Below are 24,513 nucleotides of genomic sequence, written 5' to 3'. Positions count from 1 at the left end.
CACCCCAGAATCGGCGTACGCGACGACGCGGAGGGTGAGGCGCCGGTGGTCTCGAGAACCCTCGTGGCGCGAGTCACTGTGGGTTCAAATCCCGCACCCACCGCAGGTGAACGGCCTCTGACTAGGCCGTCGTCCCACATGGAGTGGTAGCAGGGGGGCGGGATGACAGCCCCCACCCCGAACCACACCGGACCCGCAGCCGAAGGCAGGAGCGTCGCGCGGAGCGGAGCCGGGAAGCCCGCCCGGCGGAGCGGAGCGCAGCCGGGTGCTTGATCGGGTAGGCCAACCTTTCCGCTAAGGCGCCGCAGTGTGGACGAGGCGGGCGGTGAAGCCATCGACACACAAGCGCCTGTAGGCAGCCAAGACCTCGTCAGGTATGGGGACTGCAAGCATGAAGCCCTGCTGAGGGTAGATCTGAAGGCGCTGTAGAGCGCCGACGAGCATGTCGAAGACCAGGTGGGGATCGCCGATCGAGTCCACGTAGTGGCGGAACGTCATAGGAGCCGAGGCACTGACGATTTCGACATCGGGCCACAGCTTCCGGGCTGTGGCGTATGCGCGGCGCTCCTCGTATGGCTTGCTGACCAGGAGGATCGACTCGACCTCGACGCCCTTCTCCTCCAGGAGCGTCCTGGTGAAGCGGATGTTCTCGCCGGTGTTCGTCGCCTTCGGCTCGATGAGGACGGCGGCCGGCGGGACCCCGAGTTCGAGGGCGCGTTCGCGGTAGTGCACTGCCTCGCCGCGGGGCATGCGTTCCTGGGTCGTGCGGCTGGTCGCGCCGGTGAAGACGATCAGGGGCGCCATTCTGCGGCGGTAGAGGTCGACGGTCGCGTCGGCGACGCCGAGGTCGTGGCTGCCGAGGCCTACGGCTACCGAACAGGGGCGCGGCTCATGGTGCATCTGGTGGAAGTCCCAGATGAGCTCCGCGTCTGCCCACGACTGCTCAGAGATCACTGCTGTTCGCCGCCCTGGGCCGAGTCCGGGACCTTGAACTCATACTCCCAGGCGAACCTCGACGCGGCGTGCACCCCAACCGCGAACTCGACGACCGTCCCGTCTGCGGTGTACGTCGTCCGGTGCAGTTCCACCACCGGCTCGCCCGCGGGCAGCTTAAGGAGCTTCGTCTCGTCGGCCGTTGCGACCCGGGCGAAGATCCGTTCCTTCATGTGGTCGATCTCGTACCCGGCGTCGTAGAGAACCCGGAAGCCGCCGCCACGGCCGGCAGGCCCCGGCGTGGGGTCCACAATTCGGGTGCCCTCGACGTGTTCGGGGCGGTAGTAGCTGGTCAGCGTGTGCGTGGGCTGCTCACGCTCCTTGACCAGGCGGGCGCGCGCGTACACCTGCGCACCCTCAGGGAGTCCGTGGGCCTCTGCCGCCGCAGGGGGCGCCTCGACCAGACTGACGGACTGCGTCTGTTCACCGCGCTGATACGCGCGGCCTGAGGCCACCCGGTCCGCAATGAAGGCGACCTCGTCGCCGTCGCGCCACTTCGCCTTGTCGTAGCGGCTGATCCCGATGCGCTTCAGGGGCGTCTGAGCACGGACCATCGTCCCCACGCCGCGCGATGACGTCACCAGGCCCTCGGCCTCAAGGGCCTTGTATGCGGCGTGGACGGTCGCCTTCGAGCCCTCACCGGCCTCGACGAGATCGCGGATCTGAGGCAGAAGCTGCCCTGCGGTGTAGTCGCCGTTCCTGATCTGCTCAGCCAGCCTGTCGGCCAGCTCGCGCCACTTCGGTGCCACCAGGCGCTCCTCTCGACGCGGCCAGTTTCGCACAGTCCTAGGACATTGACAGTCCTAGGACTGGCAGGGCAGGGCGTCTTTAGCGGCACCGCAGTCCTAGGACAGCTTCCCTGCATGCAGGCCGAGCTCTACCCATGGGGGAAGCCCAGCCGCCGTGCCCGCTGAACCTGGAGAGGAGCAGCACCATGACCAAGCCACTCCCTCGGCCGACCCCTCCGGCCCGGCAGATGGAGGGTCAGCCCGAAGTCATCGTCAGCGGATCGTACGGACAGCCCTCGCCGGCACTGATGGCGCGAGCGAATCGTGGCTGGCGCAAGCTCGGCGCCTGTCACGGCCGTATCGCCGACGATGTGCTCGGCGTCGACTTCCCGGACGTCTCCCAGGAGCGCGTGGTCGCCGAGGCCGGGCTTAGCCCGGAGCTGCTCGACCGGGCCCGGGTCGGCTGGGAGCGCTTCCTCGGCTCCGCGATGGAGGCCCCCGGTGAGTGAGCAGTACGAGTACCAGCCTCACCCTCTCCTCCGGAAGCGGGTCCGTGACATCGCGTCCGGCGTCGAGGGCGAGCTGATGGCCGTCATCACGGAGAACGTCTCAAGCACGGGTACCGAACGCTGGATGGACCTGGCGTACGTCCGGGGCGCGTCCGGACGGGAGTTCACGACCGCCGTCGACAACGTCGTCGAGGCCAGCCAATGACGGCTACGCCTACAGCGGCCCCAGGGGCTACTGCCCCGACCACAGCCGCCCACTCGCTCGAACCGTTCTCACACCTCGGTGATCCGGATTGACGCGATCAACCGGTGCGGTGTCGAGGAAACGGCGTTGCCGAGAGGGGATGTGGCGTCGATGTGGCGTCCCGGAACGGCAAAGGCCCCTCAGCCGATCACGGCTGAGGGGCCGACGCAGGTTATGACCTGCTACTTCCTACCTGTGGGCGTGGACGGTTTCGAACCGCCGACATCTGCTTTGTAAGAGCAGCGCTCTACCCCTGAGCTACACACCCGTGGACGAGTGGACAGCCTACATGCAGGGCGGACCCCCCACGCAATCCCGTTCCCTTGGGGGAGAATGGACCGGGGCACGGGCGGACGGGGTACGGGAGTGGGACTGTGACGACGGCATCCCGGCGGTGGTTCGGCGGGCGGGACGAGAGTCGGCGGGCGGATGCGCAGGCGGCGAAGGATGCCGCCGCGGCCGCGTTCTACGAGCTGGACACCGCGCAGCGGGATCTGCGGATCTCCATGGAGACCATCGCCGCCGCCGACGGGTCTCCCGCGGCGCGGCAGGCCGCCGAGGGGTTCGCGGCGCTCGGGCGGCGGATCGACGAGGTCAGCCACGCCTACATCGAGGCCGTCGACGCGCACGACCTGGACCGGGTCGACCTGGAGGGCTCCGTCGCGGCGCAGGCGCGGCAGCAGCTGACGCGGGCGCGGGACGAGCTGGTGCGGGTCAAGGGGGAGCTGGAGCGGTTCGCGCAGGGGCTGCAGCCGCTGCTGGACAAGGCGGAGACGCAGCTGGCGCGGGTCGCGCCGGCGCGGGAGCGGGCGCGGGCCGCGCTGCTGGCGGCGAGTGACGCGCTGGACGCGGCGCGGGCCGGGGGGATGCGGGCCGACGACCTCGCGGCGCGGCTGGCGGCGCTGGGGCCGGAGCTGACGAAGCTGAACCAGGGCGCGGCCCTGCACGGGGTGCAGGAGACGGTGCAGCGCGCCGACCGGATCCTGCGGGACGCGGAGGCCGTGCGGGCCGAGGCGGCGCGGCTGCCGGAGCGGGCCGCGGAGATCGACCGGCGGCTGGTGAGCCTGCGGACCCGGGCGCAGGCGCTGCGCAACCGGGCGGACCGGGTGGATCCGGTGCTCAGCGAGCTGCGGCGCCGGTTCAGCGCGGCCTGCTGGCAGGACCTCCAGCACGTCCCCGACCAGGCGGTGCGGGACGTCGCGCAGGCCGAGGACCGGCTGGCGGAGGCCGCCCGGGCGCGCGAGGAGCAGCGCTGGGCCGACGTGACGGCACTGGTCGAGGCGGTGCGCGCCGCGCTGGACGCCACCGACGAGGCGGTGTCGGCCGCGCAGGACCGGCTCACGCGGCTGGAGGCGGTGGCGCGGGACCCGAAGGCCGAGGTGGAGCGGACCCGCTTCGCGATCCGGGACGCGCAGCGGCTGGCGATGGCCGGCCGGAGCGTGCCCGATCCGCGGCACGCGCGGCCGCTGGACGAGGCGGTGGCGCGGATGGAGCGGGCGCTCGCCGGGCTGGAGGGGCGGCACCCGGACTACTGGCACTTCCTCCAGGAGCTGGAGCAGGTGCGGGCGTCGGTGGGCCGGGTGGTGTCGGAGATCCGCGGCGAGCGCGGGGTGGGGTAGCCAGGCCGCGGGCGGCGGCGGATGCTGGAGAGGACCACGGAACAGCGGTCTGAGGAGGAGGGCGCCATGGCCGCCCACACTTTCCACCGGCCCCGCACGCACCGGGCGGCAGCAGCTCCCCCGCTACCCCACGAGCCGTACGTGGCGCACGCGGCGTACGGGTGCACCGAGCCGCACGAGCACTACGCGCCCTACGTGCCGCACCAGCCGTACGGGCCGCCCCCGGAGCGGCAGGGGCCGCGCCTGCTGGAGCGGATGCTGCACCCGGTCAACGCCCGGCTGGACGAGCACCTGCCCGCCGACCACAAGCTCAGCAAGGTGTACCGGGTCGGCGCGGGCCTGACCGGGCTGCTGCTGGTGGCCTTCGGGATCCTGGGCCTGATCGACCGGATCGGCTTCTTTGACACCGGTGGGGACACGGTGCTCGCGCTGAACACGAACGGGGCGCTGAGCGTGCTTTCGATCTGTATCGGCGCGCTGCTGTTCGCCGGGATGGTGATCGGCGGGACCTTCGCCTCCACCCTGAACATCGTGCTCGGCATCGCCTTCATCGTGAGCGGGTTCGTCAACCTCGCCCTGCTGGACACCGGCCTGAACTTCCTGGCGTTCCACATCCAGAACGTGCTGTTCAGCTTCGTCGTCGGGGTGATGCTGATGTGGTTCGGGATGTACGGGCGGGTGGGCAGCGCCCTGCCGCACGACAATCCGTACTGGCGCGCCCGCCACCCCGAACAGGCGGCGCGCGAGACGCGGGTCCGCGAGGGATTCCGGACCGGCCGCGGGACTGCGTAGCCTGTGCGCATGCCTCGTTACGAATACCGCTGCCGGACCTGCGACGACACCTTTGAGGTCAGCCGGCCGATGGCCGAGTCGTCCGCGCCCGCCGACTGCCCCGCGGGGCACGCCGACACCGTCAAGCTGCTCTCCGCCGTCGCCGTCGGCGGGACCAGCAGTGCCCCCGCGGCCATGCCCGCCGGCGGGGGCGGCTGCTGCGGCGGGGGCGGCTGCGGCTGAGCGGGCGGGCCGGACGGCTCAGCGCTTGCGCGAGAGGGTCAGGCCGTCCGAGATCGCCAGCAGGACGGAGTCCATGCGGGTGTCGGCCTTGGCGTGCTCGTTGAACGCGCGGACGCTCGCGCCCCGGCTCTGCGGCGACTCGTCGAGGACGGTGCCGTGGTACAGGGTGTTGTCGGTGACGATCAGCCCGCCCGGCCGCAGCCTCGGCACCAGCTCCTCCCAGTAGAGGATCTGGTTCTCCTTGTCCGCGTCGACGTACGCCATGTCGATGTGCGGCTCCGCCGGCATGGCGCGCAGGGTTTCCAGCGCCGGGGCGATGCGCAGGTCGATGCGGTCCGCGACGCCGGCCGCCGCCCAGGCCTCGCGGCCGTACGCGGTCCACTCCTGCGAGACGTCGCAGGCGATCAGGCGGCCGTCGGCGGGGAGGGCCTGGGCCATGGACAGGGTCGAGAAGCCGGTGAAGGTGCCGATCTCCACGATGTGGCGGGCGCCGGTCAGCCGGACCAGGAAGGCCAGCAGGGGGCCCTGTTCCTCCGCGGACTGCATGCCGGCCGATTCGGGGAACTTCTCCCAGGTGGTCCGCACGAGCCCCCGCTGGATCTCGTCCAGCGGGGGGTTGTGGGCCAGGACGTACTGGTAGAGCTCGTCGGTGATCTTGGTGCTGTTGCCCTTGGTCATGCGGCCAGTGTGCCAACCGCCCGCGGCGGCCCGGGGGTCATGCGGCGGGCGTGCCGACCGCCCGGACGAACTCCCGGACGATCTCCTCGCCCGCCAGGACGCCCGTCTCGTTCAGGGCGGTCACCGTGGGGGCGGTCCAGCCCGCGTCGGCCAGCTCCCCGTGCCCCGGCCGCCAGGCCCGGTCGGCGGCGAGCAGCAGGTCGGCGTCGAGCAGGGAGTCGCCGGCGGCGAGGGTGGTGGCAGCTCCCGTGCGGCGGGCGACCTCGCGCATCGCGGCGCTCTTGGTCAGCGGGCGCGGGACGGCGTAGATCTTGCGGCCCTGGAGGGAGACCGTCCAGCCCCGGGCCCCGGCCCACTCGGTCAGGGCCTTGAGCCATTCGTCGGGCACCAGCGCCCGTTCGACGACGAGGTACGCGAAGAGGTCCTCGGCGAGGCGCGCCTTGCGCAGCCACACGGGGTCGGACACGGCGAGCAGGTGCTGGTGCACCTCCTCCAGTGGGGCGCACTCCGCCGCGAGGCGTCCGGCCACCGCGCGCCGCCAGTCCCGGTCCGGGACGCCGTCCACCAGCAGCTGGCCGCCGTTGGCGCAGATGGCGTACGGGGCCGGGGGGCCGGGGAAGCGGATCCGCTGGTACTGCTTGCGGGTGCGGGTGGTGGTGGGGACGAAGACCGCCGACGGGTCTGCGGCCAGTCCGGCGAGCAGCGCCGCGGCCGTCTCCGTCATGTAGGACAGCGGCTTGCCCTCGTGCACCTCGACGCACAGCAGCCGGGGGGCCTCGGGATCGGGCATGGTCAGGCCGAGGGCGGCCGAGGAGTAGATGAGGGTCCGGTCGAGGTCACTGGCTACGAGGACGGTCTCTTGGCGGGTCACTGGGAGGCCACTGCCTTTCCGTCGGCGCCCGTGGCGCCGCGCGTGAAGCGGGGGTGGATGAGTCCTACACAGGTGTACGGGAGGTCGTCGACCTCCTCGACCGGCACTCCGCGCTGCTCGGCGAGCAGGCGTACGTGGTCCAGGTCGGAGCCGGCCCCGCGCTGGGCCAGGATCTTCCACGGCACGCGGCGCAGCAGCACGCGCGTGGTCTCGCCGACGCCGGGCTTGACGAGGTTCACGTCGTGGATGCCGTACTCCTCGCTGATCCGTTCCACCGCCGCCCAGCCCACCCAGGTCGGGGTGCGGTCGGCGGCGAGGAGTTCCTTGACCTCGGCGGCGACGGTGTCGGCGACCTCGTCGAAGCGGGCGGCGACGGTGTCGACGAAGGCGGCGGAGACGTCGGCTCCGGCCAGCTCGCGGTAGAACTTCGCGCCGTGGAAGTCGTGCGGGCCGACCAGGTCGGACCTGAGCACCGTACGCGAGACGAGTCCGGAAACGGTGGAGTTGAGGCAGGCAGAGGGGATCAGGAAGTCCTCGCGGGTGCCGTAGGTCTTGACGCAGGAGCCGGGGTCGGCGAGGACGACGATCTCCGGGTCGAAGCCCGGGCCCCCTTCTTCCCGCTGATGGGCGGCCAGGGCCTCGCGCAGCTCGCGGGTGATGGCGCCCTTGCCGGTCCAGCCGTCGACGAAGACGACGTCGGCGGGGTCGTGGTGGGCGGCGAGCCAGCGCAGGGCGTTGGCGTCGATGCCGCGGCCGCGGACGATGGAGACGGCGTAGTGCGGCAGGTCCAGGCCGTGCCGGGCGCGGGCCCAGCGGCGCATCAGTACGCCGACGGGCGTGCCGGCGCGGGCCAGGGAGACCAGTACGGGCGAGGGGGAGCGTTCGGCGAGCACGGTCTCGGTGACGGTGCCGACGGCGCGGGCGATCCGGGCGGCCGAGGCCTCCAGGGCGTCGCGGTAGAGCTCCTGGTACTGCGGTGAGGGCTGGTACTCGACGGGCAGGGACTCGGCGTAGTGGGCGCCGCCCGCCTGGATGGCCTCCTCGCGCTCCTCGGTCGGGGCCTCCAGCCGCACCTGGGAGAGGTCCTGGAGGAGCCAGCCGACGTCCTCGGGGGCGTACGAGGAGAAGGCCGGCCCCCGCAGCGGTTCGGGCAGCGGCGGCTGGGTCACGGTCGGCTCCTGCCGGTGGTCGGGTACGTAGGACGGAACGACGGCCAGGACGACCCGGCCGGTGTGCGGGGCGAGCCGGGCCAGCAGTCCGGCGTGCAGCTCGGGGGTGTCCCCGGCGGAGTCGACGACGGCGACGACGGTGTCGAAGCCGGCGCCGGCGACGTTGTAGGCGTAGCGGTCGCCGGGCCCGTCGGCGGGAGCGTCGTGGGCGGGGAAGACCAGCCGGGTGCGGATGGCGTAGCCGGGGTCGTCGACGGCGAGGACGGGCGAGCGGGTGGTGGTGGAGAACCGCACCTCGCGGGCCGTCCCGGACTCCTCCAGGGCCCGCGCGAGGCGCAGCGGCGCGTACATCAGCTCCTCGTTGCCGAGGACGAGGACCCTCCCCCCGGGCTCCGTCCGGGGGGACCCCCAGGGCCGCGTGCCGATCGCGTCGGCGAGACGCGCGGCCATGGCGGGGAGGGCGGCCTCCAGTTCCTCGCGGTGGGCGGCGGTGAAGCCGTGGCGGCCGCCGTCGGGCAGCCCGGCGGGCCACCCGAGCGCCACCCGGGTGACCACCGGAGCCGCGCCGTCCGCGCTGCCGCCGCCCGCGCCGCCCGCGGTGGGGGCCGTCGTCGGGTCGTGCTCCTCGACCAGGGCCCGCCCCTTCTCCAGGACCCCGTCCGGGAGGGAGACCGTCCCGGACGCCAGGGCGATCAGGTCCACCCGTGCGCCCAGCTCGGCGGCGAAGGCGGTGAGCCGGTCCCGGTCGGCGGCGGAACGCATGTCCACGAGGGCGACGACCACGTAGTGCGTGCGCGGGTGGCGGGCGTGCAGGTCGCGGATGGTGTTCAGGACGGTGTTTCCGGTGGAGAACTCGTCGTCGACGAGGACCAGCGGCCCCTCCCCCGCCAGCAGCGCGGGGTCCTCGGGCAGCAGGAGGTGCGAGGTGGCGTGCGAGTGGGCCTCCTCGAACCCGCCCGCGGGTCGCAGCCCGGGCACCGGGCGGCGCGTGGAGTGCAGGTAGGGGGCCGAGCCCAGGCCGTCGGCGACGCAGTGGCCGAGGCCGGTGGCGGTCTCCGCGTAGCCGAGGACGACCGCGTCGGCGGCCCGGTCGCCGAGCAGCTCGCGGACCCGGACGCCGAGCCCGTGCCCGGCCGCGTACACGGTCGCGGGCGACTGCGGGACGTGCTTGCCCAGCACCTGGGAGACCAGCAGGTGGGCCCGCTTCGGGTTGCGCCGCAGGGCCAGCCCGAGCAGCTCCTTCAGCCCGGGCGAGGGCGACGCATCGCCGTCGGCTCCGCTCAGGTCCACGCCCAGCCGCTCGGCGACCCAGGTTCCCGACCACACCGTGTCGATCGTCTTGCCCTTCCTCGTCATGGCCGGCCCGCTCACACCTGGAGCCCGGCCGTCAGGAGGTCGACGAAGCCGACCTCCTCCTTCGCCACACCGAAGACCTCGGCGCGCAGCATGGTGCGCTCGGCCCAGGCCCGGTGGGGCTTCACCTCGTTCATCTTGTTCGTGTAGGCGGAGCGCATCACTCCGCCGCCGCCGCGCTCGGGGCGCAGGATGTCCTGGGCGTCGCTGAACTCCTCGTGGGAGACCACCGACAGCGCGTGCACCGGCGTGACGTGGGCCGGGTGGATGCAGGTCTTGCCGGTCAGCCCGTTGGCGCGGTCGAGTTCGATCTCGCGCAGCAGGCCGTCCAGGTCGTGTTCGATCAGCGCGGTGCGCAGCTCCTCCACGCCCTCCTCCAGGAAGGGGCTGCGGCGCAGCTGCGGCTTGAAGAGGCGCTGCTGGCTGCGGAAGTACTCCCAGACGGGGCCGGTGACGGTGAAGCCGGTGCCGTCGGCGCGGCTGAGGACGTTGACCACGTCGGCGATGACGCCGGCGACGATCTGGACGTCGTAGGCGGTCATGTCGGGGGTGCGGCGCAGTCCGTAGACGGAGCAGAAGTCGGTGACGCCCAGGCGCAGGGCGAGGACCCGCTCGCGGTAGCGGTTGACGGTGCGCTTGATCCCGGCGAGTGCCTCGACGCGGGTCTCCAGGTGGAGGAGGTCGGGGGTCTCCAGGACGGGCATGGCATACAGGCGGGGCAGTCCGGCGGCGGCCTCGGCGTGGGCGACGGCGTCCAGGAAGGCCGTTCCGCGGCTTTCGGTGAACTTCGGTAGTACGAATCCGGCCAGGTTCCGGACCGAGGGTCCGAGCCGCCGGACGAGGTCCGGTATCTGCTCGGGGGTGCGCACGCGGATGAAGAGGAGCGGGAGCCCCTGGGGGCCGGGGTCCTCGGCGTCGAGGGCCGCGAACTGCCGGACGAGGTTCTCCTCGCCGTCCACGACCTCGGCGTCGCTGATGGAATCCTCCAGGCAGAGGACCATGGAGACGACGCCCCGCCCGGCCTGCTTGCGGATGTCCTCGGCCAGCCGGGGGCGGACGGCGGGGCTGTAGAGGGTGGCTCCGAGCGCGGCCGCGAGGGTGCGGGCCGGGGAGGCCAGGTCGAACTCCGCCGGCTCCTGGTGGAAGAGGTCCTTGCGGACGGTGGGCGATATGTGCCCGAAGTGACGCATGTGCTTCCCCCGTACTGCCTCGGCGGCCCAACTGGCGTGGCCGGTAATAGTACGTACGAACGTGAGTCAAGAGTTCCTCAAGCACATGAAGTTCAGGTAACCCTCTTGCACCATGCCCAGCTCTCGCCTTCGGGACAAGGCCCTACGGGGGGCCGCATTGTCCCGGTCGGCCCCGGGAGGGCAGGATGACGGGCATGACGCACGCGATGCAGAAGGGCTCCAACATCCCGGTGACCGCCACGGCGGTCCGGGCGGTGCTGCGCTGGACCACCGGACCGGAGGTGCCGGACGTGGACGCCTCCGCGCTGCTCGTGGGGGCGGACGGGCGCGTGCGCTCGGACGAGGACTTCGTCTTCTACAACCAGCCCCGGCACCCCTCGGGGTCCGTGTGGCGGCTGGGCAAGAAGCAGGTCGGCGACGCGGTCACCGACGCGGTCCAGGCGGACCTGCGGGCCGTGCCGCCGGTCGTGGACCGGGTCCTGGTGGTGGCCTCCGCCGAGGACGTGCCGTTCGAGCAGGTCCGCGACCTGCGGATCCAGCTGTACGACGCCACGCCGGGCGGCGCTCCCGAGCCGCTGGCCCACTTCGACGTCCGCCCGGAGACCGGCGCCGAGACGGCGCTGATCTGCGGGGAGCTGTACCGCCGGGGCGAGGGGTGGAAGTTCCGCGCCCTGGGCGAGGGCTACTCGGACGGCCTGGTGGGGCTGGCCACCGACCACGGGATCTCCGTCGACGAGAACGCCGCCGAGGCCGCGGAGCCGGCCCCGGCCGCCCCTGCCGCCCCCGCCGCCCCGGGGGACGACCGGACCGCCGCGATGCGGCCGCCGGCGCAGACCCCGGTCACCCAGGCCCCGCCGGCCGCCCAGCCCGCGTACGGGTACCCGCAGCCGGTGTCCCCGGTGCCGGTGCCGGCTCCGGGCGGGGACCCGTCCTTCCGGCTGCCGGTGCAGGGTCCGCAGTTCATCCGCCGCTGAGGCCGCCGACGGGAAGGGGGCTCAGGCCTTGGTGCTCTTGTAGCCCCGGCCCCACTGGAGCCCCCAGCCGTACAGCCGGTCCAGCTCGGCCTGGAACCCGTACACGAACTTCACCTCGCGGCGCACGATCAGCTCGCCCCTGACCTTCTCCATGGACAGCACCGCGCAGGAGCGGGCCTGCGGGTGCCGCTCGTCCAGCGGGATCTCGATCCGGGGCCCGGCGGTCGGGTAGAGGGTGACCAGGGCGTGGGTCCGGTCGAAGGCCGGGGTCTGGTCGTAGATGTAGACGAAGACCAGCAGCCGTTTGATCTCGTCGGCGTGGTCGAGGTTGATGTAGAGGGTCTCCCCCGAGGCCGAACCGAACCGGTCGTCGCCGCTGAGCTTCACGTACGGCGGGTCGTTGAGGTCGCCGAGCAGGTTGCCCAGGGGCTGGACGGCGCCGCGGGTGCCGTCGGTCAGCTCGTAGAGGCAGCCCATGTCCAGGTCCACGTTGACCATGCCCTGGGTGTGGGCCTGCACCATGTCGGGTTTGAAGAGTTTGAACGGGTGCCGGAAGAGCTGCCCGCTCTGGCCGGAGCGGCCGCCGAAGTCGGAGGTGCGCATCCGCCAGGAGAGGTTCACGCGCATGTTGCCGTGGACGGCCTGCTGTTTGGTGAGCGACACCGTCGGCTGCCGCCTGGTGAGCTCGATGGCGTTCGACGAGGCGTTGCCCGAGTCGAAGCCCATGGCGCGAGCGCCCCTGATCCCGTCGAAGAACCCCATGTTCCAACCCCCCAGGTCGGTCCGTGCAGCGGAGAATGCGGCGGGGCGGCCGCGCGGTCCAGTGGATCCGCGCGGCCGCCCCGTCGTTACTGGAAGCGTTCCGCAATCAGCGCCGGGTCACACCCCGGCACCGACCTCCGCGGGGCTGGGGCCGCCCTCGGCCTCCAGCCGCTTGTTGCGGCGCACGGAGGACCAGAAGGACCAGGCGATGAGCAGGACGCCGACGAGGCCGGTGATGACCTCGTGGATCTCGTACTGGATGGTGACGAGCAGGATCACGGCGAGGGCGCCGATCGCGTAGTGCGCGCCGTGTTCCAGGTAGACGTAGTCGTCGAGGGTGCCCTGGCGGACCAGGTAGACCGTGAGCGACCGGACGTACATGGCGCCGATGCCGAGGCCGAGGGCCATCAGCACGATGTCGTTGGTGATGGCGAAGGCGCCGATGACGCCGTCGAAGGAGAAGGAGGCGTCGAGGACCTCCAGGTAGAGGAACATGAAGAACGCGGCCTTGCCGGCCATGGCGACGGCCGAGACGGGCTTGCCGCTCTTCTTGGCCGCTTCCTCCGCCTCGTGCTCGGCCTCTTCCTCCTCTTCGAGCTTGTTCTCGAAGTAGCCGGAGAGACCGCCGACGATCATGTAGGTGATCAGGCCGAGGACGCCGGAGATCAGGACGGTCTGCGCCTTGTCCACGTGGAGGCCGCCGTGCTGGTGGGCGTTGGCGCCGACGGTCATCGAGGCGATGACCAGGACGATCAGCGCGATGCACGCGGACAGCATGTCGATCTTGCCGAGCTTGGCGAGCGGGCGCTCCAGCCAGGCGAGCCACTTGATGTCGCGGTCCTCGAAGATGAAGTCGAGGAAGATCATCAGCAGGAACATGCCGCCGAAGGCGGCGATGGACGGGTGGGCGTCCGTCACCAGCTGCTTGTACATGTCCTTGTCGGTCATCGCCAGGTCGACGGCCTCGATGGGCCCGATCTTGGCGCTGATCGCCACGATGACGACGGGGAAGACCAGGCGCATGCCGAACACCGCGATGAGCACGCCGACCGTGAGGAAGATCTTCTGCCAGAAGGCATTCATCTTCTTCAGGATTCCGGCGTTGACCACCGCGTTGTCGAAGGACAGCGAGATTTCGAGGATCGACAGGATCGCGACGATCCCAAAACCGGTCCATCCCCCGTAGAACACCGCTGCGACCAGACCGAGCGCAGTGACTGCGAACGACCAGCCGAAGGTTTTGAGAACCACTGGCACCCCATCGTCTTGTACGGCTTTACGAAACGTTGACCCCGAAGTCTAGAGCGATGCCCCGCAGCCCCGACGCGTACCCCTGCCCTACCGCACGGAACTTCCATTCACCCCCGTACCGGTAGACCTCGCCGAAGATCATCGCGGTCTCGCTGGAGGCGTCCTCGGTCAGGTCGTAGCGGGCGAGTTCCTGGTCGTCGGCCATGTTCACCACGCGAATGAAGGCGTTGCTCACCTGGCCGAAGCTCTGCCGGCGGGAGTCCGCCTCGTGGATCGAGACCGGGAAGACGATCTTGTCGACCTGGGCGGGGACCTTCGTGAGGTCGATGATGATCGACTCGTCGTCGCCTTCACCCTCGCCGGTGAGGTTGTCCCCGGTGTGTTCGACGGAGCCCTCGGGGCTCTTGAGGTTGTTGTAGAAGACGAAGTACTCGTCCCCCAGCACCCGGCCGCTGTTGCACAGCAGTGCGCTGGCGTCGAGGTCGAAGTCCGCCCCCGTGGTCGAGCGCGCGTCCCATCCGAGACCGATCAGAACCCGGGTGAGGTTCGGTGCGGCCTTGGACAGGGAGACGTTGCCCCCCTTGGCGAGTGTGACGCCCATGATGTGGTCCTCCCCGGACGACGTGATGGTGGTGGCCGAGCCACCCGCTGCTCATGGTGGCAAAGCCGGTCCGGCGCCGTACACAGGGGTGCACGGCGCCGGACGGACGAACTGCTCTGGGGTTTCGGCTCAGACGTTGACGCCGAAGTCCTGCGCGATGCCGCGCAGACCCGAGGCGTAGCCCTGGCCGATGGCGCGGAACTTCCACTCGGCGCCGTTGCGGTACAGCTCGCCGAAGACCATGGCGGTCTCGGTCGAGGCGTCCTCGGAGAGGTCGTAGCGGGCGAGCTCGGTGTTGTCGGCCTGGTTCACGACGCGGATGTAGGCGTTGCGGACCTGGCCGAAGCTCTGCTGGCGGCTCTCGGCCTCGTAGATCGAGACGGGGAAGACGATCTTGGCGACGTCGCCCGGGACGCCGGCGAGGTTGACCTTGATGGCCTCGTCGTCGCCCTCGCCCTCACCGGTGGTGTTGTCACCGGTGTGCTCGACCGACCCGTCCGGGCTCTTCAGGTTGTTGAAGAACACGAAGTTCGAGTCGTTGGCCACCTTGCCCTGGTCGTTGGTCAGGATCGCGCTGGCGTCGAGGTCGAAGTCGACACCGGTGGTGGTGCGAGCGTCCCAGCCCAGACCGACGATGACCGCCGTCAGGTTAGGCGCGGCCTTGGTCAGCGAGACGTTGCCGCCCTTGCTGAGGCTGACTCCCACGGGTCCTCCATTGGTATTCGTTGGGGCGGGGCCCCGTCGTGCGTTGCTACCGGATCAACGGTTCGATCCTAGTGACGGGTTCCCGCCCACAGGCGGTTTTCGTGCGGAAGCCGCGGACGGCTCCGGCTCAGAGGCTGTCGAGGGCCTTGATGTACTCGTTCAGGTCACGCGCGTCGGGCAGCCCGTTGACGACGGTCCAGCGCACGATGCCGTCCTTGTCGATGACGAAGGTGCCGCGGACGGCGCAGCCCTTGTCCTCGTCGAAGACGCCGTAGGCGCGGGAGGTCTCGCCGTGCGGCCAGAAGTCGGACAGCAGCGGGTACTCCAGGCCCTCCTGGTCCGCGAAGACGCGCAGGGTCGGCACCGAGTCGTTGGAGACGGCCAGCAGCTGCACGTCGTCGTTCTGGAAGCGGGGCAGCTGGTCGCGCAGCTCGCACAGCTCGCCCGTGCAGACGCCGGTGAAGGCGAAGGGGTAGAAGAGCAGCACCACGGCCTTCTCGCCGCGGAAGTCGGAGAGCCTCACGGTGGCGCCGTGATTGTCCTTCAGCTCGAAGTCCGGGGCCTTGTGTCCGACCTCGATCGCCATCTCTCGCATCCCTTCGTTTCCTGCGTCCCCGCACGGGGCCGTTCGGGTGAGACCCAGCCTACGGCCCGCCCCCGACGACCGGACCGGACCGGCGCGCCGGAAGCGCTCCCCGCGCCGCGGGCGGCGCGCGCGCCGGCGCGGGCACCGGCCCCGGAACGCGCACACCCCGCCGCCCGGGGAGTCCCGGTCGGCGGGGTGTGCTTTCCGCTTGGCTGCGGGGCGCAGATCAGCGCTTGGACTTGGCCGCCTTCGGCGTCACCAGCTTGGTGGAGACCCACTCCTTGCCGACGGGCCCGCCCTTGGCGAGCGACAGCCCGGCCGTCTCGGCGGCCTCGCTGATGTCGCTGGCGACGACGTAGCCGTCACGGCCCGTCTTGGGCGTCAGCAGCAGGATCAGTGCGCCGTCCTCGACCAGCTCGGTCGCGTCGACCAGGACGTCCGTCAGATCGCCGTCCTCGTCGCGGAACCACAACAGCACCGCGTCGGCGCCCTCGTCGTAGTCCTCGTCGACGAGCTCGCTGACGAGCGTCTCGACGACGTCACGGAATTCCTGATCGACGTCCTCGTCGTAGCCGATCTCCTGGACCACCTGTTCGGACTGGAAACCCAGCCGGGTGGCCAGGCTCTCCGCGTGGTCCGCGGTCGCGCTCACGGGGTGCCTCCTGCTCATGTTCGGTGAATGTCTTTCGGCGGCGCGCGTACGCGCAGCATTGGGCGTAGTCCACACGGGCGCGGCGGATCGCGCAAGTACCCGGCCGCCGAGACCGTCGAAACGGTGACGATTACGGCCGTCTCGCCGCAACTTTCAGGCTTCCCCGATGGACCACCGGTGATTCATCCCACACCATTCCAGCTCATTCGGCATCGCATGAGGACTTTCCTACCTGTTTGAGGGACGAACGTCCTTACGAACCGACTGATCGCCTTGGGCGTAAGGTTGCGATTTGGCCCGGCAACCGGCCGGGGCACACCGGTCGCTCCTACGCCGCTCCAGGTGTTACCCAGTGGTAGAGGTGAAGATTCGGGCCGGGCGTAAGACCATGGGAGGCGGCGACCCAGGGCACGACTCCCCCGACAGCGAAGGAACAGCGTGGCTTCCGCATCCGATCGCAACCCGATCATCATTGGCGGTCTTCCGAGCCAGGTCCCGGACTTCGATCCGGAGGAGACGAAGGAGTGGCTCGACTCCCTCGACGCCGCGGTCGACGAGCGGGGCCGCGAGCGCGCCCGCTACCTGATGCTGCGGCTGATCGAGCGGGCCCGCGAGAAGCGCGTGGCCGTGCCGGAGATGCGCAGCACGGACTACGTCAACACCATCGCCACCAAGGACGAGCCGTTCTTCCCCGGGAACGAGGAGATCGAGCGCAAGGTCCTCAACGCGACCCGCTGGAACGCCGCGGTCATGGTCTCCCGCGCCCAGCGCCCGGGGATCGGCGTCGGCGGCCACATCGCCACGTTCGCCTCCTCCGCCTCCCTCTACGACGTGGGCTTCAACCACTTCTTCCGGGGCAAGGACGAGGGCGACGGCGGCGACCAGATCTTCTTCCAGGGCCACGCCTCCCCGGGCATCTACGCCCGCGCCTACCTCCTGGACCGGCTCACCGAGCAGCAGCTCGACTCGTTCCGGCAGGAGAAGTCGAAGGCCCCGTACGGCCTGTCCAGCTACCCGCACCCGCGGCTCATGCCGGACTTCTGGGAGTTCCCGACGGTCTCGATGGGCCTCGGCCCGCTCGGGGCGATCTACCAGGCGCGGATGAACCGGTACATGGAGGCGCGCGGGATCGCGGACACCTCCAAGTCCCACGTTTGGGCGTACCTCGGCGACGGCGAGATGGACGAGCCGGAGTCGCTCGGCCAGCTCTCGCTGGCGGCGCGCGAGGGCCTGGACAACCTGACCTTCGTCGTGAACTGCAACCTCCAGCGCCTCGACGGCCCGGTGCGCGGCAACGGCAAGATCATCCAGGAGCTGGAGTCGATCTTCCGCGGGGCCGGCTGGAACGTCATCAAGCTGATCTGGGACCGCTCCTGGGACCCGCTGCTGGCGCAGGACCGCGACGGCATCCTGGTCAACAAGATGAACTCGACCCCCGACGGGCAGTTCCAGACGTACGCCACCGAGTCGGGCGCGTACATCCGCGAGCACTTCTTCGGCGGCGACCAGCGGCTGCGCGCCATGGTCGAGGGCATGTCCGACTACCAGATCCAGCACCTGGGCCGCGGCGGCCACGACCACAAGAAGGTCTACGCCGCGTACGCGGCGGCCAAGGCCCACAAGGGCCAGCCGACGGTGATCCTGGCGCAGACGGTCAAGGGCTGGACGCTCGGCCCGAACTTCGAGGGCCGCAACGCCACGCACCAGATGAAGAAGCTGACGGTCGACGACCTCAAGCGCTTCCGCGACCGCCTGCACATCCCCGTCACGGACGCCCAGCTGGAGAGCGGCGCGCCGCCGTACTACCACCCGGGCCGCAACTCGCCCGAGATCCAGTACATGCACGACCAGCGCAGCGCCCACGGCGGCTACGTGCCGACGCGCGTGGTGCGGGCCAAGCCGCTGCAGCTGCCGGACGACAAGGCGTACGCGACCGCCAAGAAGGGCTCCGGCCAGCAGTCGATCGCCACCACGATGGCCTTCGTCCGCGTCCTGAAGGACCTGATGCGGGACAAGGAGATCGGCAAGCGCTTCGTGCTGATCGCGCCCGACGAGTACCGCACCTTCGGCATGGACGCGTTCTTCCCGAGCGCCAAGATCTACAACCCGCTGGGTCAGCAGTACGAGGCGGTCGACCGCGACCTGCTCCTGGCGTACAAGGAGTCCCCGACCGGCCAGATGCTGCACGACGGCATCTCGGAGGCGGGCTGCACGGCCTCGCTGATCGCCGCGGGTTCGGCGTACGCGACGCACGGCGAGCCGCTGATCCCGGTCTACGTCTTCTACTCGATGTTCGGTTTCCAGCGCACCGGTGACCAGTTCTGGCAGATGGCCGACCAGCTGGCGCGCGGTTTCGTCCTGGGCGCGACCGCCGGCCGGACCACCCTGACGGGTGAGGGCCTCCAGCACGCCGACGGTCACTCCCTGCTGCTGGCGTCGACGAACCCGGGCTGCGTCGCGTACGACCCGGCCTACGGCTACGAGATCGCGCACATCGTCAAGGACGGTCTGCGGCGCATGTACGGGCCCGACGCCGAGGACGTCTTCTACTACCTGACGGTCTACAACGAGCCGATCCAGCACCCGGCCGAGCCGGCGGGCGTCGACGTGGACGGCATCCTCAAGGGCATCCACCGGGTCGCTCAGGGCACCTCCGGCGCCGTCGCGGCGCAGATCATGGCCTCGGGCGTGGCGGTGCCGTGGGCCCTGGAGGCCCAGCGGATCCTGGCGGCCGAGTGGAACGTCCGGGCGGACGTCTGGTCGGCGACCTCCTGGAACGAGCTGCGCCGCGAGGCCGTCGAGGTGGAGGAGCACAACCTGCTCCACCCGGAGGAGGAGCAGCGCGTCCCGTACGTGACCCGGAAGCTGTCGGGCGCGGAGGGGCCGTTCGTGGCGGTCTCGGACTGGATGCGCGCGGTGCCGGACCAGATCTCGCGCTGGGTGCCGGGTACGTACACCTCGCTGGGCGCGGACGGCTTCGGCTTCGCGGACACGCGCGGCGCGGCGCGGCGGTTCTTCCACATCGACGCCCAGTCGGTGGTCCTGGCCGTGCTCACCGAGCTGGCCCGGGAGGGCAAGGTCGACCGTTCGGTGCTGAAGCAGGCCGTCGACCGGTACCAGCTGCTGGACGTGGCGGCCGCCGACCCGGGCGCGGCGGGCGGCGACGCGTAGCGGTCACTCTTCCGAGGGGGCGTTGGGACACCTGTCCCAGCGCCCCCTCCGGGTTCCCTACGATGCCTGGCATGAAGGAACCCTCACGTCAGGCGCGGTGGGAGCGCCGTACGCAGCTGCCGCTACTGGTGCTCGCCGTGGCTTTCGCCGTCGCCTACGCCGTGCCCATCGTCGCGCCGGACGCGGGGGAGGACGTGCACCGGGCGTGCACCCACCTGGAGTGGGCGGTGTGGGGCGCCTTCGCCGTCGACTACCTCGTGCGGCTGGGTCTGACGCGGGACCGGCTGCACTTCGTGCGGACGCACTGGCTGGACCTGGCGGCGGTGGTGCTGCCGCTGGTGCAGCCGCTGCGGCTGCTGCGGCTGGTGGCGACCCTGCTGCTGGTGGGGCGGCGGGCGCGGATGGCTCCGCAGATCCGGCTGACCACCTATGTGGCCGGGGCCGTGGTGGGTCTGCTGATGTTCGGCTCGCTCGCGGTGCTGAGCGTGGAGCGGGACGCCCCCGACGGGAACATCAAGAACCTGGGCGACGCGGTGTGGTGGTCCTTCACCACGATGACCACGGTCGGGTACGGGGACCACTCCCCCACCACCGGTCTGGGCCGGGTGCTGGCGGTCGGGCTGATGCTGTCGGGGATCGCGCTGCTCGGTGTGGTGACGGCCAACATCGCCGCCTGGTTCATCGCCCGCTTCGAACGGGACGACCAGGCGGAACGGCTCCAGCTGGCGGCGATCCGGGAGCTCCAGGAGGAGGTACGGGCGCTGCGCGCCGAGGTCGCGCAGCTGGGCGGCGGCGGCCAGGGCGCGATGCCCGCCCAGGCCGCCTCCGCCGTGTCCGCTGCCTCCGGAGTCTCGGCCGTCTCGGCCGCCTCCGCCGAGGAGCAGGCCGCGGCTACCGCTCCCAGATCTTGAACGCCTTGATCTGGAAGGCGGACTGCGGCAGCCAGGTGCCGTCGCCCGGGTAGGTCTGGAACTCGCCGGTCTCCGCACACTCGGCCGACTGGTACGTGGTGACCGGGCGCCCGGTCCGGTTGACCAGCGACTGGTAGGCGGGGCCGGCGGGCAGGGCGGTGCAGCTGTTGATGTCGAGGGTGCTCAGGTCGTACACCTGCTTGGTGCCCTTGAAGTCGGGTTTCGCCCACAGGCACAGCTGCCCGGTGGCGCAGGGCGGGCCGGCCGCGTGGGCTTCGCCGGCCGTGCCGGGGACTAGGGTGGCGGCAGCCAGCAGGGCGGCCGCGAGGATGGTGGCGCGTGCGGTGCTCCACGTACGCATGACGGGGTCAACTCCTCCTTGACGGACGGGCTCCGGACTCCTTCCGGTGCTCCGTCGACACCACGCTGACCTGCGGCGACGGTCGGGCGGAAGGGGCTGCGGGCGGGTCCACCCGGATAGGCGACAGCCCCGCCGGAACCGTCCGGCGGGGCTGTGGCGGGCGCGGGGTTGACGTACCCGTAACGCGTGGGCGGGCTGCTCAGATGTGGGCCGCGGCGCCCGCGCCGGCCTCGGCGTTCTGCCCGCGCTTGGTGAAGCAGGCCACGACCGCGGCGAGGACGGCGACGACCGCGGCGCAGGTGAAGGCCGTGTTCATGCCGGACACGAAGGTGTCGTGCGCGACGCCGGCGATGGTCTGCGCCACCGGCTCGGGCACGCCGGGCGGGACGGGGGCGATGCCGACCTGTACGCCCTTCTCCGCGAGTTCGAGCTGCTCGGGGGTGAGCGGGGGAAGGCCCGCGCCCTGCCAGTTGTCCCCGAACGTGTCACTGACCTCGGCCGCCATGACCGCTCCGAGGACGGCGGTGCCGAGGCTGCCGCCGACCTGCATGGCGGCCTGCTGGAGGCCGCCCGCCACACCGGACAGCTCCAGCGGGGCGTTGCCGACGATGACCTCGGTGGCGCCGACCATCACGGGGGCGAGGCCCAGGCCGAGCAGGGCGAACCAGAGCGACATGGTGAGCGTGCCGGTGTCCGGGGTGAGCCGGGCCATGCCGAAGCAGGCGACGGCGGTGGCGACCATGCCGGCGACGAGCGGGATCCGCGGGCCGGCCTTGGTGATGGCGGCGCCGGCCAGCGGCGATCCGACGATCATCATGCCGGTGAGGGGCAGCAGGTGCAGGCCGCTGTCGACCGGGCTCATGCCGTGCACGTTCTGCAGGTAGAAGGTGACGAAGAACAGGCCGCCCATGAAGGCGAACGCCATCAGCACCATCAGCACCGTGCCCGCGGACAGCGGCAGCGAGCGGAACATCCCGAGCGGGATCAGCGGCTCGGAGACCCTGGTCTCCCAGACGGCGAAGAGCGCGAAGCACAGCAGCGAGGCCCCGAGGAAGAGCAGGGTCTTCGTGTCTCCCCAGCCCCACTCGGCGGCCTTGATGAGCGCCCAGATCAGGGAGAACATCGCGGCCGACAGCAGCACGATGCCCGGCAGGTCGAAGGAGCGCGGAGCGTTCTCGGCGCGGTGGTCGAGCAGGATGACCAGGCCGAGGACCAGTGCGATCACGCCGACCGGCACGTTGATGAAGAACACGGACTGCCAGCTGACGTGCTCGACGAGCAGGCCGCCGACGATGGGGCCGGCGGCGGTGGAGGCGCCGATGACCATGCCCCAGATGCCGATGGCCATGTTCAGCTTCTCGGCGGGGAAGGTGGCGCGCAGCAGGCCGAGGGCGGCCGGCATCAGCAGGGCGCCGAAGAGGCCCTGCGCGACGCGGAAGCCGATGACGAGCCCGACGCCGGTGGACAGGCCGATCGCCGCCGAGGACAGCGCGAAGCCGGCGATGCCTATGAGGAAGGTCTGGCGGTGCCCGAAGCGGTCGCCGAGCTTGCCGGCGGTGATCAGGGAGACCGCGAGGGCCAGCAGGTAGCCGTTGGTGATCCACTGCACCTCGGCGAGGCTCGCGCCGAGGTCCTTCTGGATCGCGGGGTTGGCGACGGCGACGATCGTGCCGTCGAGGGTGACCATCATGACGCCGACTGCCACCGCGAACAGGGTGAGCCAGGGGTGGCCGCGCAGACCGGCGCGCGCCGCCGGATCCTGGCCCGTTTCCTTGGCGAGCGTGATCTGACTTGTCATGCGGACAGGCTAGTGACAGTCGCTGACACTTCACAAACGGCTTAACGCGACAGCGGCTGTCAGGTCCGTCACAGGTACCCTGACCGCTTACTCAGCGTCAGATCGAACACGTGCGGTCCAGGGACCCGGCGCGTGCGGTCGCAGGATCAGAGAGGACCCCGCGGCGATGACCGACCAGCGGCCCGCGCCGGCGGCCGGACTGCGCGAGCGCAAGAAGCGCCGCACCCGGGACGCGCTGCTGCGCGCCGCCCTGCTGCTGTTCGTCTCGCAGGGCTACGAGCGGACCACGGTCGACGAGATCACCGACACCGTCGAGGTCTCGCAGCGCACCTTCTTCCGGTACTTCGCCAACAAGGAGGAGGTCGCCTTCGCCGTGCAGGACGTGGTCGAGTCCCACTTCCTCGCGGCCCTGCGGACCCGGCCGGCCTCCGAGGCCCCGCTGGAGGCCATGCGCAACGCCGTGCTCACCTCCTGGGACACCGTCGAGGAAGCCATCTCCGACGTGGTGCCCGTCGACCTCTACATGCGCAGCTACCGGCTGATCGAGTCCACCCCGGCCCTGCTCGCCGTGCACCTGCGGCGCTCCACCGAGCTGGAGGAGGAGATCGCCCGGCTGATCGCCGCCCGGGAGGGGCTCGACCTGGACGCCGACCCGCGGCCCCGGGTGGCGGTGGCGGCGTTCAGCGGCGTGATGCGCGTCACGGGCCGGCTCTGGGGGCAGGGCGAGGACGCCACCGTGGCCGCGATCCGGCGGATGACCGTGGCCTACCTCGACCAGATCGGGCCGGCCCTGGCGGAGGACTGGCGCCGGGCACCCGCGGCGGGCTGACCGGAGCCCGGCCGGCGCGGTCCGGGGCGGCTGCGGACCGGTCCGGAAGGGGCGCCGCGGGAGTGGTTCCGGGGGCGGTTCCGGGAGTGGTTCCGAACACACCCGCCGCACCGCGAGGGCCCCGGAGCCGCAACAGAGCGTGATCGGCGGGGAGATGTGTCCCACGACCGGCCGTGAGCCCGGTCACCCGGCGCGCCGCAGCCTCCACCGGTCTCCTAGTCTGGCTCCAGTGAACCTGCCCGGCCGCCCCGCCCCCACCACCCCGGACGCTCCTGAGCGCCCCGCCGCCCTGCGCATGCTGCTCGCGCTCGGCGTCGTGTTCCTGATGCTGGCGACGACCGGCTGGACCGCCGTGCACCGACCCGACGCCGGGATCCAGGCGCGGGCCGCCGAGCTCGTCGCGTGGGCCTCGGCCCGGGTCGACGGCCGTCCGGTACCGCCCGCCGACGCCCCCGTACGGACGGTCGCCCGCTTCTTCGCCGACCTCGACGGCGCCCAGCGGGGCCACCTCGCCGACGGCTACCCGCTCGTGGTCGGCAACCTCGACGGGGTCCCCGCCGAGCTGCGCTACCGGGCCAACCGCCGCTCCCTGGCGCTGGCCGCGCGGCTGGAGGAGTCCCGGGGACGGGACGTCGCCCTGACCCCCGCCGACCGGAGCACCGCCGTCCGGCGCGCGCACCGCTTCGAGTCCCTCGCCGAGCCCGGCCGGCAGATCCTCGTCTTCGACCCCACCGGCAACGGCCTCGTGGCCGAGGTCTTCGGCGACCTCTCGGCGGCCCGCCGGGTCTCGGTGGTCGTCCCCGGCGTCGACACCGACGCGCTGACCTTCGAGCGCTCCCAGCGCCGCCTCACCGCGCCCGCCGGCATGGGCCGTTCCCTCTACGAGGCCGAGCAGTCGACCGCGCCGGCCGGCCGCACCGCCGTCATCGCCTGGGCCGGCTACACCGCCCCCACCGGCGTCGGCGTGGACGCCGCCACCGGCAGGCTCGCCGTCCAGGGCGCCGCACGGCTGGAGGCCCTGGCCGCGGCCCTGCCCGGGGACGCGAGCGTGGCCCTGTTCTGCCACAGCTACGGCTCGGTGGTGTGCGGCGTGGCCGCGCACCGGCTGCCCGGCCGGGTGACCGACCTGGTGGTCGCCGGCAGCCCCGGCATGCGCACCGAGAACGTCGCCGGGCTGCACACCTCGGCCCGGGTCTGGGCGATGCGCGACGAGGGCGACTGGATCTCCGGCGTACCGCACATGGAGGTCGGCGGGCTGGGCCACGGCGCGGACCCGGTCTCCCCGGCCTTCGGGTCGCGGCTGCTGTCCTCGGAGGGCGCCAGGAGCCACACCGGCTATTTCGAGCCAGGCACGGCCTCCCTGGACAACTTCGCCAAGATCGGAACCGGCACCTTCGGTTCCGTCGCGTGCGCGAACGGGAGCGACGACTGCCGCCTCGGAATTTCCGCCACGGACGGTGACTGACGGGGACATCCCCGCCGCGGACCCGTAGCAAGCTGAAAAATCGGGCCGGGAGACGAGGGGGACGCGCGGGGGCGCCTCC

Annotated in this window: 24 protein-coding genes and 1 tRNA gene; 10 read left to right on the top strand and 15 right to left on the bottom strand. The window is 71.4% G+C overall.

Features of this window, described 5'->3' with window-relative positions; translation table 11 throughout:
- Positions 1 to 294 precede the first annotated feature (294 nt).
- Together ACQKM2_RS21990 and ACQKM2_RS21985 are read right to left on the bottom strand one after the other, a co-directional pair.
- Positions 295 to 954 (bottom strand): YdcF family protein, encoded by a 660-nt coding sequence (locus tag ACQKM2_RS21990; protein ID WP_427712053.1) that lies wholly within the window; start codon positions 952 to 954, stop codon positions 295 to 297.
- Entirely contained in the window at positions 951 to 1,742 is a 792-nt protein-coding gene (locus tag ACQKM2_RS21985; RefSeq protein ID WP_427712051.1) for a GntR family transcriptional regulator, read from the bottom strand. The genes ACQKM2_RS21990 and ACQKM2_RS21985 overlap by 4 nt, the downstream gene beginning before the upstream one ends.
- A 185-nt stretch (positions 1,743 to 1,927) precedes the next feature.
- Between ACQKM2_RS21985 and ACQKM2_RS21980 the strand changes: the two genes are divergently transcribed.
- Together ACQKM2_RS21980 and ACQKM2_RS21975 are read left to right on the top strand one after the other, a co-directional pair.
- Positions 1,928 to 2,230, top strand: coding sequence for a hypothetical protein (locus ACQKM2_RS21980; RefSeq protein ID WP_427712050.1), 303 nt, complete (start codon positions 1,928 to 1,930; stop codon positions 2,228 to 2,230).
- Positions 2,223 to 2,435 carry a hypothetical protein gene (locus tag ACQKM2_RS21975; RefSeq protein WP_427712048.1) on the top strand — a complete coding sequence of 71 codons (213 nt, stop codon included), beginning with the start codon at positions 2,223 to 2,225 and terminating at the stop codon, positions 2,433 to 2,435. The genes ACQKM2_RS21980 and ACQKM2_RS21975 overlap by 8 nt, the downstream gene beginning before the upstream one ends.
- A 235-nt stretch (positions 2,436 to 2,670) precedes the next feature.
- On the opposite strand, the gene ACQKM2_RS21970 is transcribed toward ACQKM2_RS21975, so the two are convergent.
- A tRNA-Val gene (locus tag ACQKM2_RS21970) sits at positions 2,671 to 2,742 on the bottom strand.
- Between the two features lie 106 nt (positions 2,743 to 2,848).
- Between ACQKM2_RS21970 and ACQKM2_RS21965 the strand changes: the two genes are divergently transcribed.
- The 3 genes from ACQKM2_RS21965 to ACQKM2_RS21955 all read left to right on the top strand — a co-directional run bounded on the left by ACQKM2_RS21965 (position 2,849) and on the right by ACQKM2_RS21955 (position 5,107).
- Positions 2,849 to 4,093 (top strand): hypothetical protein, encoded by a 1,245-nt coding sequence (locus ACQKM2_RS21965; RefSeq protein ID WP_427712046.1) that lies wholly within the window; start codon positions 2,849 to 2,851, stop codon positions 4,091 to 4,093.
- A gap of 255 nt (positions 4,094 to 4,348) precedes the next feature.
- Positions 4,349 to 4,885 (top strand): DUF4383 domain-containing protein, encoded by a 537-nt coding sequence (locus ACQKM2_RS21960; RefSeq protein WP_427712103.1) that lies wholly within the window; start codon positions 4,349 to 4,351, stop codon positions 4,883 to 4,885.
- Positions 4,886 to 4,894: 9 nt separating this feature from the next.
- Entirely contained in the window at positions 4,895 to 5,107 is a 213-nt protein-coding gene (locus ACQKM2_RS21955) for an FmdB family zinc ribbon protein (protein WP_125595438.1), read from the top strand.
- Between the two features lie 18 nt (positions 5,108 to 5,125).
- On the opposite strand, the gene ACQKM2_RS21950 is transcribed toward ACQKM2_RS21955, so the two are convergent.
- The 4 genes from ACQKM2_RS21950 to ACQKM2_RS21935 are packed head-to-tail and all read right to left on the bottom strand — an operon-like array spanning position 5,126 to position 10,368.
- Positions 5,126 to 5,785 carry an O-methyltransferase gene (locus ACQKM2_RS21950; protein WP_427712043.1) on the bottom strand — a complete coding sequence of 220 codons (660 nt, stop codon included), beginning with the start codon at positions 5,783 to 5,785 and terminating at the stop codon, positions 5,126 to 5,128.
- 37 nt (positions 5,786 to 5,822) lie between these two features.
- Positions 5,823 to 6,656: an HAD family hydrolase gene (locus ACQKM2_RS21945; RefSeq protein WP_427712042.1), complete on the bottom strand. Its 834-nt coding sequence runs from the start codon at positions 6,654 to 6,656 to the stop codon at positions 5,823 to 5,825.
- Entirely contained in the window at positions 6,653 to 9,181 is a 2,529-nt protein-coding gene (locus ACQKM2_RS21940; RefSeq protein WP_427712040.1) for a phosphoribosyltransferase, read from the bottom strand. The genes ACQKM2_RS21945 and ACQKM2_RS21940 overlap by 4 nt, the downstream gene beginning before the upstream one ends.
- Before the next feature lie 11 nt (positions 9,182 to 9,192).
- Positions 9,193 to 10,368, bottom strand: a complete 1,176-nt coding sequence (locus tag ACQKM2_RS21935; RefSeq protein WP_427712038.1) for an HpcH/HpaI aldolase/citrate lyase family protein — start codon at positions 10,366 to 10,368, stop codon at positions 9,193 to 9,195.
- Between the two features lie 194 nt (positions 10,369 to 10,562).
- Here ACQKM2_RS21935 and ACQKM2_RS21930 point away from each other — a divergent pair, with 194 nt between their 5' ends.
- On the top strand, positions 10,563 to 11,342 hold the full coding sequence (locus ACQKM2_RS21930) for a TerD family protein (RefSeq protein ID WP_427712036.1): 780 nt from the start codon (positions 10,563 to 10,565) through the stop codon (positions 11,340 to 11,342).
- Between the two features lie 21 nt (positions 11,343 to 11,363).
- On the opposite strand, the gene ACQKM2_RS21925 is transcribed toward ACQKM2_RS21930, so the two are convergent.
- The 6 genes from ACQKM2_RS21925 to ACQKM2_RS21900 all read right to left on the bottom strand — a co-directional run bounded on the left by ACQKM2_RS21925 (position 11,364) and on the right by ACQKM2_RS21900 (position 15,899).
- Positions 11,364 to 12,104 (bottom strand): TerD family protein, encoded by a 741-nt coding sequence (locus ACQKM2_RS21925; protein ID WP_427712034.1) that lies wholly within the window; start codon positions 12,102 to 12,104, stop codon positions 11,364 to 11,366.
- Between the two features lie 117 nt (positions 12,105 to 12,221).
- Positions 12,222 to 13,355 carry a DUF475 domain-containing protein gene (locus ACQKM2_RS21920; RefSeq protein ID WP_427712032.1) on the bottom strand — a complete coding sequence of 378 codons (1,134 nt, stop codon included), beginning with the start codon at positions 13,353 to 13,355 and terminating at the stop codon, positions 12,222 to 12,224.
- Positions 13,356 to 13,380: 25 nt separating this feature from the next.
- Entirely contained in the window at positions 13,381 to 13,956 is a 576-nt protein-coding gene (locus tag ACQKM2_RS21915) for a TerD family protein (RefSeq protein WP_362461002.1), read from the bottom strand.
- Positions 13,957 to 14,085: 129 nt separating this feature from the next.
- The gene (locus ACQKM2_RS21910) at positions 14,086 to 14,661 is read right to left on the bottom strand and encodes a TerD family protein (RefSeq protein WP_385769365.1); all 576 of its coding nucleotides are present in this window, start codon (positions 14,659 to 14,661) and stop codon (positions 14,086 to 14,088) included.
- Positions 14,662 to 14,788: 127 nt separating this feature from the next.
- Positions 14,789 to 15,247 carry a peroxiredoxin gene (locus tag ACQKM2_RS21905; RefSeq protein ID WP_427712029.1) on the bottom strand — a complete coding sequence of 153 codons (459 nt, stop codon included), beginning with the start codon at positions 15,245 to 15,247 and terminating at the stop codon, positions 14,789 to 14,791.
- Positions 15,248 to 15,473: 226 nt separating this feature from the next.
- The gene (locus tag ACQKM2_RS21900) at positions 15,474 to 15,899 is read right to left on the bottom strand and encodes a DUF3052 domain-containing protein (protein ID WP_405980833.1); all 426 of its coding nucleotides are present in this window, start codon (positions 15,897 to 15,899) and stop codon (positions 15,474 to 15,476) included.
- A 438-nt stretch (positions 15,900 to 16,337) separates the two neighbouring features.
- On the opposite strand from ACQKM2_RS21900, the gene aceE reads away from it, so the two are divergent.
- Positions 16,338 to 19,070 (top strand): pyruvate dehydrogenase (acetyl-transferring), homodimeric type, encoded by a 2,733-nt coding sequence (aceE, locus tag ACQKM2_RS21895; RefSeq protein ID WP_427712027.1) that lies wholly within the window; start codon positions 16,338 to 16,340, stop codon positions 19,068 to 19,070.
- Between the two features lie 71 nt (positions 19,071 to 19,141).
- Positions 19,142 to 19,981, top strand: coding sequence for a potassium channel family protein (locus ACQKM2_RS21890; RefSeq protein WP_427712026.1), 840 nt, complete (start codon positions 19,142 to 19,144; stop codon positions 19,979 to 19,981).
- Here the strand turns inward: ACQKM2_RS21890 and ACQKM2_RS21885 are convergent.
- Both ACQKM2_RS21885 and ACQKM2_RS21880 read right to left on the bottom strand, forming a co-directional pair.
- Complete coding sequence (locus tag ACQKM2_RS21885) at positions 19,962 to 20,342, bottom strand: peptidase inhibitor family I36 protein (protein WP_427712024.1); 381 nt, start codon at positions 20,340 to 20,342, stop codon at positions 19,962 to 19,964. The genes ACQKM2_RS21890 and ACQKM2_RS21885 overlap by 20 nt on opposite strands.
- A 199-nt stretch (positions 20,343 to 20,541) precedes the next feature.
- The gene (locus tag ACQKM2_RS21880) at positions 20,542 to 22,140 is read right to left on the bottom strand and encodes an MFS transporter (protein WP_427712022.1); all 1,599 of its coding nucleotides are present in this window, start codon (positions 22,138 to 22,140) and stop codon (positions 20,542 to 20,544) included.
- A gap of 166 nt (positions 22,141 to 22,306) precedes the next feature.
- Here ACQKM2_RS21880 and ACQKM2_RS21875 point away from each other — a divergent pair, with 166 nt between their 5' ends.
- Entirely contained in the window at positions 22,307 to 22,969 is a 663-nt protein-coding gene (locus ACQKM2_RS21875; RefSeq protein ID WP_427712021.1) for a TetR/AcrR family transcriptional regulator, read from the top strand.
- Positions 22,970 to 23,264: 295 nt separating this feature from the next.
- Positions 23,265 to 24,434, top strand: coding sequence for an alpha/beta hydrolase (locus tag ACQKM2_RS21870; protein WP_427712101.1), 1,170 nt, complete (start codon positions 23,265 to 23,267; stop codon positions 24,432 to 24,434).
- Positions 24,435 to 24,513: the final 79 nt, after the last annotated feature.

The sequence above is a fragment of the Streptomyces sp. NPDC004126 genome (assembly GCF_050275515.1).
In the GTDB taxonomy this organism is placed as follows: domain Bacteria; phylum Actinomycetota; class Actinomycetes; order Streptomycetales; family Streptomycetaceae; genus Streptomyces.
The sequence above is the reverse complement of the archived record's forward strand: the minus strand, read 5'-3'. Positions and strand labels throughout refer to the sequence as shown.